13 protein-coding genes are annotated in these 15,549 nt (G+C 72.6%); 11 read left to right on the top strand and 2 right to left on the bottom strand.

Annotation, left to right across the window (positions count from 1 at the left end; all coding sequences use genetic code 11):
* The first annotated feature begins 40 nt into the window (after positions 1 to 40).
* The 6 genes from ACZ6PY_RS11875 (at position 41) to ACZ6PY_RS11850 (ending at position 7,542) form a co-directional block, all read left to right on the top strand.
* On the top strand, positions 41 to 1,774 hold the full coding sequence (locus ACZ6PY_RS11875; protein ID WP_466071427.1) for a sensor histidine kinase: 1,734 nt from the start codon (positions 41 to 43) through the stop codon (positions 1,772 to 1,774).
* A complete protein-coding gene (locus ACZ6PY_RS11870) occupies positions 1,771 to 2,223 on the top strand; it encodes a response regulator (protein ID WP_262282969.1) in 453 nt (150 codons plus the stop codon). The genes ACZ6PY_RS11875 and ACZ6PY_RS11870 overlap by 4 nt, the downstream gene beginning before the upstream one ends.
* Positions 2,216 to 3,025, top strand: coding sequence for an inositol monophosphatase family protein (locus ACZ6PY_RS11865; protein WP_466071425.1), 810 nt, complete (start codon positions 2,216 to 2,218; stop codon positions 3,023 to 3,025). Before ACZ6PY_RS11870 ends, ACZ6PY_RS11865 begins: the two co-directional genes overlap by 8 nt.
* A 192-nt stretch (positions 3,026 to 3,217) precedes the next feature.
* The gene (locus tag ACZ6PY_RS11860) at positions 3,218 to 4,258 is read left to right on the top strand and encodes a coiled-coil domain-containing protein (protein ID WP_466071423.1); all 1,041 of its coding nucleotides are present in this window, start codon (positions 3,218 to 3,220) and stop codon (positions 4,256 to 4,258) included.
* Between the two features lie 36 nt (positions 4,259 to 4,294).
* Entirely contained in the window at positions 4,295 to 5,848 is a 1,554-nt protein-coding gene (locus ACZ6PY_RS11855) for a fused MFS/spermidine synthase (RefSeq protein ID WP_466071422.1), read from the top strand.
* Between the two features lie 71 nt (positions 5,849 to 5,919).
* Positions 5,920 to 7,542 carry a serine/threonine-protein kinase gene (locus ACZ6PY_RS11850; protein WP_466071420.1) on the top strand — a complete coding sequence of 541 codons (1,623 nt, stop codon included), beginning with the start codon at positions 5,920 to 5,922 and terminating at the stop codon, positions 7,540 to 7,542.
* A gap of 50 nt (positions 7,543 to 7,592) precedes the next feature.
* On the opposite strand, the gene ACZ6PY_RS11845 is transcribed toward ACZ6PY_RS11850, so the two are convergent.
* Positions 7,593 to 8,261, bottom strand: a complete 669-nt coding sequence (locus ACZ6PY_RS11845) for a potassium channel family protein (protein ID WP_466071418.1) — start codon at positions 8,259 to 8,261, stop codon at positions 7,593 to 7,595.
* On the bottom strand, positions 8,251 to 9,585 hold the full coding sequence (locus ACZ6PY_RS11840; protein ID WP_466071416.1) for a TrkH family potassium uptake protein: 1,335 nt from the start codon (positions 9,583 to 9,585) through the stop codon (positions 8,251 to 8,253). Before ACZ6PY_RS11840 ends, ACZ6PY_RS11845 begins: the two co-directional genes overlap by 11 nt.
* 1,203 nt (positions 9,586 to 10,788) lie before the next feature.
* Here ACZ6PY_RS11840 and ACZ6PY_RS11835 point away from each other — a divergent pair.
* Genes ACZ6PY_RS11835 through ACZ6PY_RS11815 form a run of 5 tightly spaced genes read left to right on the top strand, consistent with a single transcriptional unit; the run spans position 10,789 to position 15,526 of the window.
* Positions 10,789 to 11,991, top strand: coding sequence for a substrate-binding domain-containing protein (locus tag ACZ6PY_RS11835; RefSeq protein ID WP_466071414.1), 1,203 nt, complete (start codon positions 10,789 to 10,791; stop codon positions 11,989 to 11,991).
* A 4-nt stretch (positions 11,992 to 11,995) separates the two neighbouring features.
* A complete protein-coding gene (locus tag ACZ6PY_RS11830) occupies positions 11,996 to 12,739 on the top strand; it encodes an ABC transporter ATP-binding protein (RefSeq protein WP_466071413.1) in 744 nt (247 codons plus the stop codon).
* The gene (locus tag ACZ6PY_RS11825; RefSeq protein WP_466071412.1) at positions 12,739 to 13,524 is read left to right on the top strand and encodes an ABC transporter ATP-binding protein; all 786 of its coding nucleotides are present in this window, start codon (positions 12,739 to 12,741) and stop codon (positions 13,522 to 13,524) included. Before ACZ6PY_RS11830 ends, ACZ6PY_RS11825 begins: the two co-directional genes overlap by 1 nt.
* A complete protein-coding gene (locus tag ACZ6PY_RS11820) occupies positions 13,521 to 14,411 on the top strand; it encodes a branched-chain amino acid ABC transporter permease (RefSeq protein ID WP_466071411.1) in 891 nt (296 codons plus the stop codon). Before ACZ6PY_RS11825 ends, ACZ6PY_RS11820 begins: the two co-directional genes overlap by 4 nt.
* Positions 14,408 to 15,526 (top strand): branched-chain amino acid ABC transporter permease, encoded by a 1,119-nt coding sequence (locus ACZ6PY_RS11815; protein WP_466071409.1) that lies wholly within the window; start codon positions 14,408 to 14,410, stop codon positions 15,524 to 15,526. Before ACZ6PY_RS11820 ends, ACZ6PY_RS11815 begins: the two co-directional genes overlap by 4 nt.
* The last annotated feature ends 23 nt before the right edge of the window (positions 15,527 to 15,549 follow it).

Below are 15,549 nucleotides of genomic sequence, written 5' to 3'. Positions count from 1 at the left end.
CCGCGCACCGGGCCCCGCGGTCGGGAACGGAGAGCGTGCGGTGAAGGCGTACCAGCAGGGGTGGACCCTGCGGCGGCGCGTGGTCGCGCTGCTCGGCGTGGTGCTGGTGCTGCTGCTCGGGCTGGCCGCGGCCGAGGCGACCCTCGCCGCCAAGAACCGGCAGAACATCGACGCGGTGCTGCTCAAGACCGGTCCGTTGCGGGTCCAGGCGCAGGAGCTGATGAGCGCCCTGCTCGACCAGGAGACCGCCGTCCGCGGCTACGCGGTGAACGCCGACCGCAACGACCTGGCGCCCTACCAGGACGGCCTGCGGCGGGAGCGGGACACCGTCGCCGAGATGCGCAAGCTTGCCGTCGACTACCCGGACGTGCTGCGCGAGATGGGGGTCGTCGAGCAGCGGGCCGCCGCGTGGCGGACCGCCGTCGCCGAGCCGGTCATCGCCACGACCGAGCGCAGCGGCCCGTCCGCCGGCCAGGCGCTGATCACCGACCAGACCCGGCAGCAGTTCGACAGCATCCGGACGGCGGTCGACGCCCTCCAGGCCGAGATCCTGCAGGTCCGGAAGGAGACCGCCGACAAGGTCAACGCGACGAGCAACGTGCTGGTGGTGCTCCTGATCATCGCGGCCCTGGTGGTGGCGGTGGCCGGCGCGGTCCTGCTGCTCTCCCTCGACCGGATCCTCATCCGGCCCCTCTCCGGCCTGGTCGGCCAGGTGCGGAAGGTCGCCTCGGGTGACTACCGGCACCACATCGAGGGGTCCGGGCCGCCGGAGTTCCGCCTGCTCGCCGACGACATCGACCTCATGCGGCAGAAGATCGCCCGGGAGCTGGACGAGGTACGCGAGGCGCGCGAGCGCATCGAGTGGGTCAACAGCCAGCTCCAGAAGCAGGCCGAGGAGCTCACCCGGTCCAACCGCGACCTGGAGCAGTTCGCGTACGTCGCCTCGCACGACCTGCAGGAACCGCTGCGCAAGGTGGCCAGCTTTTGCCAGCTCCTCCAGCGGCGCTACGCGGGGCAGCTCGACGAGCGGGCCGACCAGTACATCGCGTTCGCGGTCGACGGCGCGCAGCGGATGCAGCGGCTGATCAACGATCTGCTCGCGTTCTCCCGCATCGGCCGGCTCACCACCGGTTTCGTCGAGGTCGACCTCAACAAGGTGATGGGCGACGTGGCCGGCCAGACCGAGGCGGCCCGGCAGTACGCCCACGCCGAGCTGAGCTGGGACAAGCTGCCCGTGATCCGCGGCGAGGAGCCGCTGCTGACCAACCTGCTGGCCAACCTCGTCAGCAACTCGATCAAGTTCCGTCGCCCCGACGTGCCGCCGAAGGTGCACGTCTCGGCCCGGCTGGTCGACGGCGAGTGGGAGATCAGCTGCCGCGACAACGGCATCGGGATCGAGCCGGAGTTCGCCGACAAGATCTTCGTGATCTTCCAGCGGCTGCACTCCAAGGACGCCTACCCGGGCACCGGCATCGGGCTGGCCATCGTCAAGAAGATCGTCGAGTACCACGGCGGCCGGGTGTGGGTGGACACCGACACCCCCGAGGGCACCACGATCCGGTTCACCCTTCCCGCCCTGCCCGAGGACGTCGCGGCGGCGGAACCGGCCGCCGGGGCCGAGGAGTCGACCGGGGACGTCGCGGCGACCGGGGACGGCGTCGACGACGCCGCGGTGAGCGTGACCCGGCAGCCGGACGGCACGGCCCGGGAAGAGACGCCCGAGGGGGCGGCCCGAGACAGTGAGACGGGTGGCATGAAGGAGACGGTGGGATGACCGCGCCGGCGGACGGCAAGAGCCCGATCGAGGTCCTGCTCGTCGAGGACGATCCGGGCGACGTGCTGATGACCCAGGAGGCGTTCGAGGAGCACAAGCTCCGCAACCGGCTCACCGTCGTCTCCGACGGCGCGGAGGCGCTGGCCTACCTGCGCCGCGAGGGCCAGTACGCGGAGGCCGTGACCCCCGACCTGATCCTGCTCGACCTGAACCTGCCCCGCCGGGACGGCCGGGAGGTGCTGGAGGAGATCAAGAAGGACGAGCAGCTCTGCCGGATCCCGGTCGTGGTGCTCACCACCTCCCAGGCCGACGAGGACATCCTGCGCAGCTACCAGCTGCACGCCAACGCCTACGTGACCAAGCCGGTGGACTTCGAGCGCTTCATCTCGGTGGTCCGCCAGATCGACGAGTTCTTCGTCAGCGTGGTCAAGTTGCCGCCGCGTGGGTGACCCGCTGCTGGAGGAGGTCGGCGCGCTGCTGCAGGAGGCCGCGGCCGACATCGTGGTGCCGCTGTTCCGCCGCCTCGACGACTCCGACATCTCCGAGAAGGCTCCCGGCGAGGTGGTCACCGTCGCCGACCGGAAGGCCGAGGCGCTGATCTCCGCCGGGCTGCGGCGGCTGCGCCCCGGCTCGGTGGTGGTCGGCGAGGAAGCGGTCGCCGACGACCCGACCCTGCTGCGGCACCTGCGCGGCGCCGGTGACGTCTGGCTGGTCGACCCGGTGGACGGCACCTCCAACTTCGCCGCCGGCCGGCGTCCCTTCGCCCTCATGGTGGCGCTGCTGACCGACGGGGCGCCGGTCGCCTCCTGGGTCTACGACCCGCTGGACGGCGCGCTGGCCACCTGCCGAGTGGGCGACGGCACCTGGCTGGACGGCGACCCGGTACGCACCGCCGGGCGGGAGCCCGAGGTCGGCGCGCTGCGCGGCACGGCGATGACCCGCTTCCTTCCCCCGGACTTCCGGCGGAGCGTGGAGGCGGGCGGCGAGCGGCTCGGCGAGCTGCTGCCCGGCCAGCACTGCGCCGGCCGGGAATACCTGGACGTGCTCACCGGCGCGCAGCAGTTCGTGCTCTTCTGGCGCACCCTGCCCTGGGACCACGCCCCCGGCACCCTGCTGGTCCGGGAGGCCGGCGGGGTGGCCCGCCGCTTCGACGGCACCGACTACCACCCGGCCGACGAGGGCAAGGGTCTGCTGGTCGCGGCCAGCGAGGACACCTGGGAAGAGGTCCGGGCCGCCCTCCTAGGCGGCTGAGCGAGCGGTCCGCGACGGCCCTGGCACGCTCCGTCGACGATCCGCGTCGTCCGAGGTCGGGGGCGTGGCGCGCGGCCCGCGGTCCGGTATCGTGACCGGCGGTCTCCGCCCGCAGGCCGCCGCCCGGCGCCGGTGGAGCCGCCGCCGCGCAAGGTCGACTCGGGGGCCGGCGGTCGACGGAAGGACCCTCACGTGCCCAGGACCAGGCTCACCCGCCGGCCCATCGGCCGCTCGCTGGTCGCCCTGCTCGCCGCGACGGCCCTGCTGCTGGGTGCCGGTCCCGCCCCCGCCGGGGCGGCCGCCGCCGCGCCCACCCCGAGCGCCCCCGACGAGGGCGGCAGCAAGCAGCTCCGCGAGGCACTGGAGGCGGCGGCGAAGGGCCACATCGACGCCAAGAACCGGCTCGACAACTCCAAGCGCCGGCAGGTCGCGCTGGCCAACCAGCTCAAGCAGGTCGAGGGACGCCTGGTCGAGCTGTCCGCGCAGGTCGGCGAGGTGGCCGCACAGTCCTACCGGCTGGGCCGGCTGACCCCGGTGTCGATGCTGCTGGGCAGCTCCGACCCGGACGACTTCCTGAAGCGGGCCGCCGAGCTGGACGTCATGGCCCAGCGGGACAGCAAGCGCCTGCACGACCTCAACGAGGCGAAGGCCCAGGCCGCCGAGGCGAAGGTGGCCATCGACATCGAGGTGCGGGAGCAGCAGAAGCAGCTCGCCGTGCTGGCCAGGAAGAAGCGGGACGCCGAGGTGGCGCTCGCCAAGGTCAGCTCCGGCTCCGGCTCCGGCTTCGGCGGCACCTCGTCGTCGGCCAAGCCGGCGCCCCGCAACCCGGACGGCTCGTGGCCGTCGGAGTCCTGCTCGGTGACCGACCCGACGCCCGCCGACGGCTGCATCACCCCGCGCACCCTGCACATGCTCCAGCAGGCCAAGGCGGCCGGCTACAAGCGCTACGTCTCCTGCCACCGCAGCGGCGGGGGTGGCGAGCACCCGAAGGGCCGGGCCTGCGACTTCGCCGCGGCCAGCGGCGGCTTCGAGGACGTCTCGGCCACCGGGGGCGACAAGTCCTACGGCGACAGCCTCGCCAGCTGGGCCAAGAACAACGCCAGCCGGCTCGGCATCATGTACGTCATCTGGTACCGGCAGATCTGGATGCCGAACACCGGCTGGCGGTCGTACAGCGGGGGCGGCAGTCCCGCCGCCGACCACACAAACCATGTTCACATCTCGATGTATTGACCCCCGCCGTGGGGAACGCTGCGTAGCATCGCCACGGTGAGCAGCACATCGTCCGACGTCGTCGCGGAGCCGGCGCCGAGCGCGCCGGTCCCGCCCCGGGCCCTGCCGAACGGGCTCGCCGCGTTCCTGGTCTTCCTCTCCAGCGGGGCCGTGCTGGTGCTGGAGACGGTCTCGCTCCGCCTGGTCGGCCCGTACGTCGGGGTGACCCTCCAGGTGACCAGCTCGGTGATCGGCATGGCCCTGGCCGCCATCGCGTACGGGGCGTGGATGGGCGGCTGGCTGGCCGACCGGCGGGACCCGCGCACCCTGCTCGCCCCGGCCCTGGTGCTGGCCGGCATCGCCACCGCCGTCACCCTGCCCGCCGTCCGGTACGCCGGTGAGGCGCTGCGCGGCGGTGCGGCGAGCGCGGTGCTGCTGCTGACCGCGCTGGCGGTGCTGCTGCCGGCGGCGTTGCTGGCCGGGGTCACGCCGCTCGTGGTGAAGCTCCAGCTCGCCGACCTGCGCCGCACGGGGCAGGTGGTCGGCCGGCTCTCCGGCATCGGCACCCTCGGCGGCATCACGGCCACCCTGGCCACCGGGTTCGTCCTGGTGGCGGCGCTGCCCAGCACGGTGATCGTGCTGGCGCTGGCCGGCGTGCTGGGGGTGACCGGGCTGGCGCTCGGGGCGTACCTGCGCCGGCAGGCGGGGGCGGCGCTGCCGGGCCCGGCCCGCGCCAGGGCCGCCCTGGGGGTGCTCGGCCTCGCCGCGGCCGGCCTCTCCGCGGTCGCCCCGAACCCGTGCGACGTGGAGACCGCCTACCACTGCGCCCGGGTCGAGGCGGACGGGCAGCGGGCCCAGGGGCGCACGCTCTACCTGAACTCCGCCGAGCACTCCTACGTGGACCTGGCCGACCCGACCCACCTGAAGTACGCGTACACCCAGTGGATCGGCCTGGTCGCGGACGTGGCGCGGCCGGCGAGGCAGCCGGTGGACGCGCTGCACCTGGGCGGCGGCGGCTTCACCATGCCGCGCTACCTGGCCGCGACCCGGCCGGGCAGCGACAACCTGGTCTTCGAGATCGACGGCGGCCTGGTCGAGCTGGACCGGCGGGAGCTGGGCGTGCGCACCGGGCCGCAGCTGCGCGCCCGGGTGGGGGACGCGCGGATGCTGCTCGGCGCCGAGCCCACCGACAGCCGGGATCTGATCGTCGGCGACGCCTTCGGTCACCTGGTGGTGCCGTGGCACCTGGCCACCCGGGAGATGGCCGCCGACATCCGCCGGGTGCTCCGGCCGGACGGGATCTACGTGCAGAACGTCATCGACTACCCGCCGGACCGGTTCATCCGCGCCGAACTGGCCACGGTGGCGGCCGAGTTCCGCAACGTGGCGCTGATCGCCCCGCCCGGCGCGATCGCCGGGCAGCACGGCGCGAACTTCCTCATCGTGGCCTCCGACGCGCCGCTGCCGCTGGCCGACGTCCCGGCGCGACTGCGGCTGCTCGCGGAGCCGGCGAAGCTGCTGGACGGGGGGAAGGTGGCCGAGTTCGTCGGGGACGCGCTGGTGCTCACCGACGACTACGCGCCGGTGGACCAGCTCCTCGCGACCGCCTGATCGGGTGACTTCGCTGACCGATTTCGACCCCTGAGGTGTACGAGGGCCGGCCTCGGGCAACTGGACCGACCATGGGTGCAGCGGTCAGGAACGGCGCGCAGCTGCTCGGCGAGCGGTACCGGCTGGTCGAGCAGCTCGGCGCGGGGGGCATGTCGGTCGTCTGGCGCGGCTACGACGAGGTGCTCGGCCGGCAGGTGGCGATCAAGGTGCTGGCCTCGCGGCTGGCCAGCGACAAGGCGTTCCGGCACCGGATCCGGATCGAGGCGCAGGCCGCCGCGCGGCTCTGCCACCCCAACATCACCAACGTGTACGACTACGGGGAGTCCGAACAGGTCGGGCTGACCGTCCCGTACGTGGTGATGGAGCTGGTCGACGGCGGCCCGCTGAGCAGCCGGCTCGGCCGGGGCGGGCAACTGCCCTGGCGGGAGGCGCTGACGATCGGCGCGGAGGTGGCCTCCGCGCTGGCCACCGCGCATGCGCGCGGCGTGGTGCACCGGGACGTCACCCCCGGCAACGTCATGCTCACCTCGACCGGGGTGAAGGTCGTCGACTTCGGCATCTCGGCGCTGGTGGGAGAGAGCGAGAAGGGCCCGGACGGCGCGCTGCTCGGCACGCCCGCCTACCTGGCGCCGGAGCGGCTGGACAACGGCCAGGTCTCCCCGGCCACCGACGTCTACGCGGTCGGCCTGCTGCTCTACCGGATGCTCACCGGCCGGCTGCCCTGGCAGGCCAGCACCACCACCCAGATGCTCCGCGCCCACATGTACAACGAGCCGGACCCGATGCCGCCCGTGGTGGGACTTCCCGACGAGGTCGCCGACCTGGTCCGGCGCTGCCTGGCGAAGCGCCCGGAGGACCGCCCGGCCACGGTCGAGGTGGCCCGTACGCTCGCCGAGGCCGCCGGGATCGCGGCGATCGTGCCGGTCTCCCCGGCGCTCGGCCAGTTCGACCCGACGCTCATGGAGAACGCGGGCACGACGATCCTGCCGTGGTCGGCGGCGACCGACGCGCTGCCCTTCTCGGCGATCCGCACGAAGACCCGCCGGGCCGCGGCCCGGCGGCGCAGGGTGGAGGCCGGGGTGGCCGCGGCCGGCCTGATCGCGGTGACCGCCGCCCTGTGGGGGGTCACCTCGAAGAGCCCGGCCAGCGGCGGGGTGGAACCGACCGAGGCCCGGATGGGGCTGCCCGAGCCGGCCCCCTGCGCGGTCGACTACGTGCTGCGCCGTGACTCCGGCAAGGACTTCACCGCGGACCTGACCCTCACCAACACGGGCAGCCGCGAGCTGCGGGACTGGACCATGAGCTTCACGTTCCCGGGCAGGCAGACCGTCGGGGCGGCCCAGCCCGCGGTACGCCAGCAGGGCAAGACCGTGCTGGTGCAGGCCCCGGCGACCGACGCCGCGCTGGCGCCGGGCGCCTCGAAGAAGGTCTCGCTGACGGGCAGCTACACCGGAGGCAACCCGCTGCCGGTGGAGTTCAAGGTCGGCGAGAGCACCTGCGGCGTGCAGGTGTCCGGTGTCGCCGGCTCGGCGCCCACCACGGCGCCGCCGCCCACCACGACACCCGCCAAGCCGCCGGCCAAGGCACCCGCGAAGGCGCCGGCGGCCAAGGCGCCGGCGAAGGCGCCCGCGAAGCCCGTCGCGAAGGCCAAGCCCGGCAAGGGCAAGGAGGACGGCAAGGGAAAAGGCCGGTAGACCGGCGGAAGGGAGGTGGGCCCGGCGGCAAGGGCAAGAAGAAGTGACGGTCAGGTCAGCCCGGCGAACTGCTGCACCCGATCGATCGGGCCCTCCACGATGAGGACGCTCTCCGGCTCGAGGACGGTGTCCGAGTCCGCGTAGCGGAACGGCTCGCCGGCGGGTTTCGCGCCGACCACCATCACCCCGTACCGGTCGATCGGGGTCAGCTCGCGCAGCGACCGGCCGACCAGCGACGGGGGCACCCGGACCTTGGCGATCGCGAAGTCGTGGCCGAACTCCATGAAGTCGAGCATCCGGCTGACGATGAGGTGCGCCACCCGGTCGCCGGTCTCCGCCTCGGGAAAGATGACGTGGTGGACGCCCACCGAACGCAGGATCTTCGCGTGCTTCTCGGAGGTCGCTCGCGCCCAGATCTGCGGAATTCCCAACTCGGTCAGGGCCAGCACGGTGAGCACGCTCGCCTCGACCGACGCGCCGATGGCGACCACCACCCGCCGGAAGTCCGCGACGCCCACCTGGCGCAGCACGTTCTCCTCGGTGGTGTCCGCCTGGACCACCCGGTCCAGCCGGGACGCCCAGCGCTGCACCCGGTCCTGCTGGTGGTCGATGGCGAGCACGTCGTGGCCGAGTTGCAGCAGCGAGCCGGCCAGCCGGGAGCCGAACCGGCCCAGGCCGATCACCACGACGCTGCTGTCGTCCCTCTTTCTAGCCGACAACGGGCTGCTCCTCCGGGTAGCGGTACAGGTGTCGCCGGGTGTTCAACGCGATCGCCGACCCGAGGGTGAGCGGGCCGACCCGGCCGATGAACATGAGCACGATGAGCACGTACTTGCCGGGCTGTGACAGCTCCGGGGCGAGGCCGGTGGACAGGCCCGTGGTGCTGAACGCGGAGGTCACCTCGAACACCGCGGCGAAGTTGCGCAGGTTGTCGGTGAACAGGATCAGCAGGATCGTGCCGAGGACCACCAGCGCCACGCTGAGCAGCGTCACGGTGAGCGCCTGGCGCTGGCTGGCCGTGGCCACCCGCCGCCCGCCCACCGTGACGTCCGGCTCGCCGCGCAGCTCCGCCCAGATCACGAAGGCGAGCAGGAAGAAGGTCGAGACCTTGATGCCGCCCGCGGTGCTGGCGCTGCCGCCGCCGATGAACATGAGGACGATCAGCAGCGGGTAGCTCTCGTCGGCGAGCCGGTCGGTGTTGATCACGTCGAAACCGCCGGTGCGGCTCAGCGCGATCTGGGTGAACGAGGCCAGCACCTTGCCGGCCGAGTCGTAGGTGCCGATGGTGGCCGGGTTGGTCCACTCGGCGAGCAGCAGGAACACGACGCCCGACCCGATCAGCACGACGGTGCCCCAGATGGTCAGCTTGGTGGCGATCGCCCACCGGCGCGGCCGCCGCCAGAGCCGGACGGCCTCGAACAGCGCCGGGAAGCCGACGCCGCCGACGATCGCGCCGAAAGCCAGCGGCAGCGCGACCCACGGATCGCGGGAGAAGGCGACCAGTCCGTCGGAGTAGAGGGTGAAGCCGCCGTTGTTGAACGCCTGGACGGCGTGGAAGCTGGCGTACCAGAGCGCCCGGCCCGGGGAGTAGTCGTAGACCAGCCAGAGCCGGCCGGTGATCACCACGATCATCGCGGCTTCGGTGACGAGGACCGTGGCGACGATCCGGACCAGCAGCCAGCTCACGTCGCCGAGGCCGAACTCGGCGGTCTCGGCCTGCACGAGCAGCCGGTTGCGCAGGCCGAGCTGCCGGGAGACCACCAGGATCACCAGCGCCGCGACGGTCAGGATGCCCAGGCCGCCGAGCTGGGTGAGCACCGTGATCATGACCAGGCCGAAGTTGTTCCAGTAGTTCGGTGTGTCGTTGACGGCGAGCCCGGTGACCGAGACGGCCGAGGTAGAGGTGAACAGCGCCGTGACGAACGGGGTGTAGCGGCTCTCGCTGGTGGCCCAGGGCAGCATCAGCAGGCCGGTGCCGAGCAGGATCACCGCCAGGAACCCGAACGGCACCAGCCGTACGGGGTTCCGGAGCAGGTGGCGCACCAGGTCATCTTCCGTCCGGAGATTCACCGGCAGGTCAGGAACCGACCAACTGGCGGCCAACGCGGATCGCTCTCATGTCCATGCCTCTCGCCGACAGGAGGCGGCGTCGCGACGTATCAAGCTCTTCCAGGGCCCGGGCCTCGACGACGCTCTCGGCGACCATCCCGACACGGGGCCGTGGCGGCGCACGCGGGACTCCGACCGGCCTTCCGCGCCGGGGCGGCTCGGGGCTCTCGGCGCGGCGCCTCCCGCCCTCGGGCGCCGCGTCGTCGCTGCCGCGTCGTCGCCGCACCGTCGTCGCTGCCGGACCGTCGCTGCCGGACCGTCGCTGCCGGGTCGTCGTCGCTGCCGCGGCTCGGGATGTCGGTGTAGGCCGCTACGAACTTGATGACGTGGATGGATCGGACGGACGGACGGACGGATCAGGTCACTCTGCTGGTGCTGGTGCTGGTGCTGGTGCTGGTGCTGGTGCTGGTGGTTGAGGCCCGGCGCGCGCCGGTCGTGCGTGCGCCCGGTGAGCGCCGGGGACTCCTCCAGGACCAGGTAGGTCGCCGGTGCCGATGCCGGCAATGCCAATGCCAGTGCCGGCGCCGATGTCGATGACCGTGTCCTGGTGGCGCCTGCCGAGCCGATGTCGAAAAGACTCAGGAACGGACGGCTGAGTCAGCCGACCGGGCCGGCCGCCTCCCTGCCCGGGATCCCTGTCCAACGCCCTGTTCGGGTCCCTGTCCAACGCCCTGTTCGGTCCCTGTTCGCGGCGGCCGGTGACGGCATGCCGAATCGGGCACGGGTGGGCGTGAGTCGTTCACGACATCAAGTTCGTAGCGGCTCGCGAGTAACTGCCCGGGTCGCTCGGCGACGCAGGTGCCGCGCCGGTCTCCGCCAACTCCCGGCTGGAGGGCAGCCTGTCTCCCGCTCCGGGTCAACCAGGACGGCGACTGCCGACCAGGACGGCGACTGCCGAGCGCGACGGCGACTGCCGACCGCGCGGCCAGCGGTGGCGGGGCGCGACACAGTGGCGTCCCGCCCGGTGGTGGCGGCGGCCACCGGGGCCGGGGGAGGGATCCACCGTCCCGAGGTGCTTGTAACGGCCGGCCACCCCACCTGGGTTACTTGTGTGTTTCGGCCACATAGCCCGTGCGTGACGTCACTTCTAGCGTGAGCCGACAACTGACACTTCCCCTGTCCCCACCTGGAGTCGCAATGACGATCCGGCACACGCGACGGGTGTTCCTTTCCGCCGCCACGGTGATGGCGGCCGCGCTCGCGGCCACGGCCTGTGGCAGCCCGCAGGACACCGCCTCCGGCGGCGGCGACGCCGCACCGGTCAAGGTCGGCCTGGTGTATTCCCAGTCCGGGCCGCTGGCCAGCTACGGCAAGCAGTACATCGAGGGCTTCAAGGCCGGCCTCGACTTCGCCACCAAGGGCACCGGCAAGGTCGGCGACCGGAAGGTCGAGTTGACCGAGGTCGACGACGCGGGCGACCCGGCGAAGGCGGTCTCCGCGGCCAAGGACCTGATCGGCAAGGGTACGAAGATCATCGCCGGGTCCACCTCGTCCGGCGTGGCCCTCCAGGTCGCCCCCATCGCGGCGCAGAACAAGGTGCTGTTCATCTCCGGCCCGGCCGCCACCGACGCGGTGACCGGCGCGAACAAGTACACCTTCCGCTCGGGCCGGCAGTCGTACCAGGACGTGGTGACCGCCAAGTCGTTCATCGGCGACGCCGCCGGCAAGAAGGTGGTCGTCTTCGCCCAGGACGGCGCCTTCGGTGACGCCAACGAGGCCGCCGTCAAGGCCGTCATCGGCGGTGCCGGCGCGACCGTGAGCAGCGTCCGGGCCCCGGCCAGCGCCACCGAGTTCACCCCGTTCGCCAGCCAGATCAAGGCCGCCAAGCCGGACCTGCTCTTCGTCGCCTGGGCGGGCACCACCGCCCCGGCCATGTGGCAGACCCTCGACCAGCAGGGCGTGCTCTCCTCCACCACGGTCGTCACCGGCCTGGACATCCGCGCCTCCTGGCCCACCTTCGGGGCGGCCGGCAGCAAGATCTCCTTCCTGTCGCACTACTTCGACGGGGCCAGCGACACCGAGGCCGCCAAGGCCGCCAAGGCGAAGATCCCGGGCGGCACGCTCGACCTGTTCCACCCGGACGGCTTCGCCGCTGCCCAGATGGTCGTCCGCGCCGTGCAGGAGGGTGGCGACGACGTGGACAAGATGGTCAAGGCGCTGGAGGGCTGGCAGTTCGACGGCGTCAAGGGCAAGATGACCATCCGCGCCGAGGACCACGCGCTGCTCCAGCCGATGTACCAGGCGAAGCTCTCCGGCAGCGGCACCGCCTTCACGGCGGCCGCGCAGAAGACCCTGACCGGTGACGAGAGCGCGCCGCCGGTCGCGCAGATGAAGGGCTGACCCAGTGCTCGCCACCCGCGGTCTGACCTGGCGGATCGGTGAGGTCGCCATCGTCGACTCCGTCTACCTCGACCTCGCACCGGGGGAGTTCCTCGGCGTGATCGGGCCGAACGGCGCCGGCAAGACCTCCCTGTTCAACCTGATCACCGGCCTGCGCCGGCCCACCGAGGGGCGGATCCTGCTGGACGGGGCGGACGTCACCGAACTCCCCCCGCACCGGCGGGCCCGCCTCGGTCTGGGGCGTACCTTCCAGGCGTCCTCGGTCTTCGGGTCGCTGACGGTGCGGGAGAACGTCCGGCTCGCCGTACAGGCGCACCGGGGTGGCTCGATGAAGCTGTGGCGGCGGGCGGCGGCCGACCGGGAGGTGGCCGCCGCCGCCGACGCGGCGCTCGACCGGGTGGGCCTGGCCCACCGGGGTACGGCGCTGGCGGGCACCCTGGCCCACGGCGAGAAGCGCAAACTGGAGATCGCCCTGCTGCTCGCCGGTGAACCCCGGGTGATGCTGTTGGACGAGCCGATGGCCGGGGTGAGCGCCGAGGACGTGCCCGAGCTGGTCAGCGTGATCAAGTCCCTGACCGGCGACAGCGGCCGGTCGGTGCTCATGGTGGAGCACCACATGGACGTGATCCTGGAACTGGCCGACCGGATCGCCGTGATGCACCACGGCGCGCTGCTGGCCTGCGACACCCCGGACACGGTGATGGCGAACGCCACCGTGCAGGAGGCGTATCTGGGGGAGGCACTCTGATGACCGAACCTGTCCTGTCCGTCGAGGACCTGTCGGTGCGGATCGCCGGGCTGCACATCCTCCAGGGAGTGTCGTTCGAGGTCGCCCCGACCGGGGTGACCGTGCTGCTCGGCCGCAACGGCGTCGGCAAGACCACCACGCTGCGCGCGATCGTCGGGCTCACCCCGCGCAACGGCGAGGTGCGCGGCACCGTCCGGATGGGGGCGCAGAGCCTGCTGGCCCGCCCCACCCACCGGCTGGTCCGCGGCGGCCTCGGCTACGTGCCGGAGGACCGCTGCGTCTTCGCCGGGCTCACCGTCGCGGAGAACCTGCGGCTGGCCGAGCGGCGGGGCACCACCCCGGCGTACGACAAGGTCTACGCCCTCTTCCCCGAGCTGGACCGGCGCGGACGGCAGCGGGCCGGCTCGCTCTCCGGCGGGCAGCAGCAGATGCTCGCGATCGGCCGGGTCCTGCTCAACGACAACCGGCTGCTGCTGGTCGACGAGCCGACCAAGGGGTTGGCGCCGAAGGTGGTGACCGAGGTGGCCGAGGTGCTGGAACGGGTCGCGGAATCCGTGCCGGTGCTCCTGGTCGAGCAGAACCTGGCCGTGGTGCGGCGGCTGGCGCGCGACGCCGTGGTGCTCTCCGCCGGCCAGGTCGCCTGGACCGGCAATGCGCAGGACCTGCTGCTGGAGACCGCGCTGACGAAGTCGCTGCTGGGCGTCGGTTCGGAGGTGCCGGTGAACGCGAGGAGTGAGCCGGGTTTGCGAGCCCCGCGGTCGCGAACGAAGGGTGGCTCGGCGTGAGCACGGTGATCCTGTTGACCCTGACCGGGCTCGGCCTGGCGGCGCTCTACTTCCTGGTCGCCTCCGGCCTGTCCCTGGTTTTCGGCCTGGCCGACGTGCTCAACTTCGCGCACGGCCTCTTCCTGGGCGTCGGGGCGTACGCGACCTGGTGGGCGGCGGGCAACCTGCCCGGGGCCGGCCCGGACGGCCTGGGGTTCCTGGTGGCCGTCGCGTTCGGCGTGCTCGCCGGGTCGGCCGTGGCCGTGCTCGTCGAGCTGGTGCTGATCCGGCCGCTCTACTCCCGCACCATCGAGCAGGTGCTGGTCACCGTCGGCCTGTCGCTGGCCGGAGTGGCACTGCTCCAGGCCACCTGGGGCGCCGACGCGCGGCCGTTCCCGCGCCCCGGCTGGACCCGGGACGTGACCTCGGTGCTGGGCGCCCAGGTGCCGAACGCCGGGCTCCTGCTGATCGTCGCCGCCGCGGTGGTGCTCGGCGCGCTGCTCGCGTTCCTGCGGTTCACCCGGTACGGCCTGATCATCCGGGCCGGTGTGGAGAACCGGGAGATGGTGACCGCGCTCGGCATCGACGTGCGCAAGGCGTTCACCCTGGTCTTCGCGATCGGCGGGGCGGCCGCCGCGCTGGCCGGCGCGCTCGGCTCGGTCTACTTCGGCACCGTGTCGCCCGGGCAGGGCGGCTCACTGCTGATCTTCGCGTTCATCGTGGTGGTGATCGGCGGCATGGGCTCGGTGGTCGGGTCCGCGTACGCGGCGGTCGCGGTGGGGCTGCTGCAACAGTTCGTCAACTACTACGGCACGTCCGGGCTGGGTGACCTCTGCGTGGTCGGTCTGCTCGCCGTGGTGCTGCTGCTGCGTCCGCAGGGCCTGGCCGGAAAGGTGGCTCACGCATGACCGAGGTCAAGAGCGCCGAGGTGGCGGCGCCGCCCGCCGCGGTGCCCGACGAGCTGACCCCCGGCCACGCCCGCTGGCACGGCCTGCGCCCGTACGCGCCGCTGGTCGCCCTCGTGGTGGCGGCGGTCCTGCCGTACTCCACGGTGAACCTGCCGGGCATCTTCGAGGGGCCGCTGAACTCGCCGGGCACCCTGCAACTGCTCGCCATCTGCCTGGTCTTCGGCGGCCTGGCGGCCGGCTACGACCTGCTGTTCGGGCGGACCGGCATGCTCTCCTTCGGGCACGCCCTCTACTTCGCCGCCGGCGTCTACGGCACCGACGTGCTGGTGACCCGGGCCGGTCTGCCGCTCTGGCAGGCCGCGCTGCTGACCGTCACCGGCGGGACGATCCTCGCCGCGCTGCTCGGGGCGGTCGCCCTGCGCACGGTCAGCATCGCGTTCGCCATGGTGACGCTCGCCTTCGCGCAGGTCGGGGCGATCCTGGTGGCCCGGGACTTCGGCGGGCTCACCGGCGGCGAGGAGGGGTTGCCGCTGGACGTCTCCGGGCTGCCGGCCGCCCTGGTCGGGGTCACCAACACGGTGAACCTGTACTGGCTGGCGCTGGCGTACCTGGCTCTGGTGGTCCTCGTGGTGCACCGGGTGAGCGGCTCGCCGACCGGGCGGGTGCTGGCCGGCCTGCGCGACGACGAGCGGCGGATGGGGGTGCTCGGGCTCGACCCGTACCGGTTCAAGCTGGTCGCGTTCACCCTGGCCGGCGGCCTGGCCACGGCCGGCGGGGTGGTCTACTGCCTGATCGTCGGCGGCGCCAGCCCGCACGTCACCTCGTCGGAGCTGACCCTGTCCCTGCTGGTCATGGTGGTGCTCGGCGGTCCCGGCACCCGCTGGGGCCCGGTGCTCGGCGGCATCCTCTACATGTACCTGGACCACCGCCTCACCGCCTTCGGCACCAGCGACGCGGTGAACAACCTGCCGGCGTTCCTGAGCCACCCGCTGAGCCAGCCGCTGTTCGTCCTGGGCACGGTGTTCATCCTGGCGGTGTACTTCTTCCCCGGCGGCCTGGCCAGCCTCCGCGCCCGCCTGCAACCCGTCCTGACGTCCCTGTCCCGCCGCCGCTGACCCGCCCGCCCTGCCGGGCCCCA

Source organism: Micromonospora sp. NPDC048907, from assembly GCF_055586885.1.
The sequence above is the reverse complement of the archived record's forward strand: the minus strand, read 5'-3'. Positions and strand labels throughout refer to the sequence as shown.

Excerpts from the sequence above, each read along its gene's own strand:
- ACZ6PY_RS11850 (WP_466071420.1), top strand. The coding sequence starts at position 5,920 with ATGGGTGCAGCGGTCAGGAACGGCGCGCAGCTGCTCGGCGAGCGGTAC.
- ACZ6PY_RS11835 (WP_466071414.1), top strand. The coding sequence starts at position 10,789 with ATGACGATCCGGCACACGCGACGGGTGTTCCTTTCCGCCGCCACGGTG.
- ACZ6PY_RS11815 (WP_466071409.1), top strand. The coding sequence starts at position 14,408 with ATGACCGAGGTCAAGAGCGCCGAGGTGGCGGCGCCGCCCGCCGCGGTG.
- ACZ6PY_RS11825 (WP_466071412.1), top strand. The coding sequence starts at position 12,739 with ATGACCGAACCTGTCCTGTCCGTCGAGGACCTGTCGGTGCGGATCGCC.
- ACZ6PY_RS11870 (WP_262282969.1), top strand. The coding sequence starts at position 1,771 with ATGACCGCGCCGGCGGACGGCAAGAGCCCGATCGAGGTCCTGCTCGTC.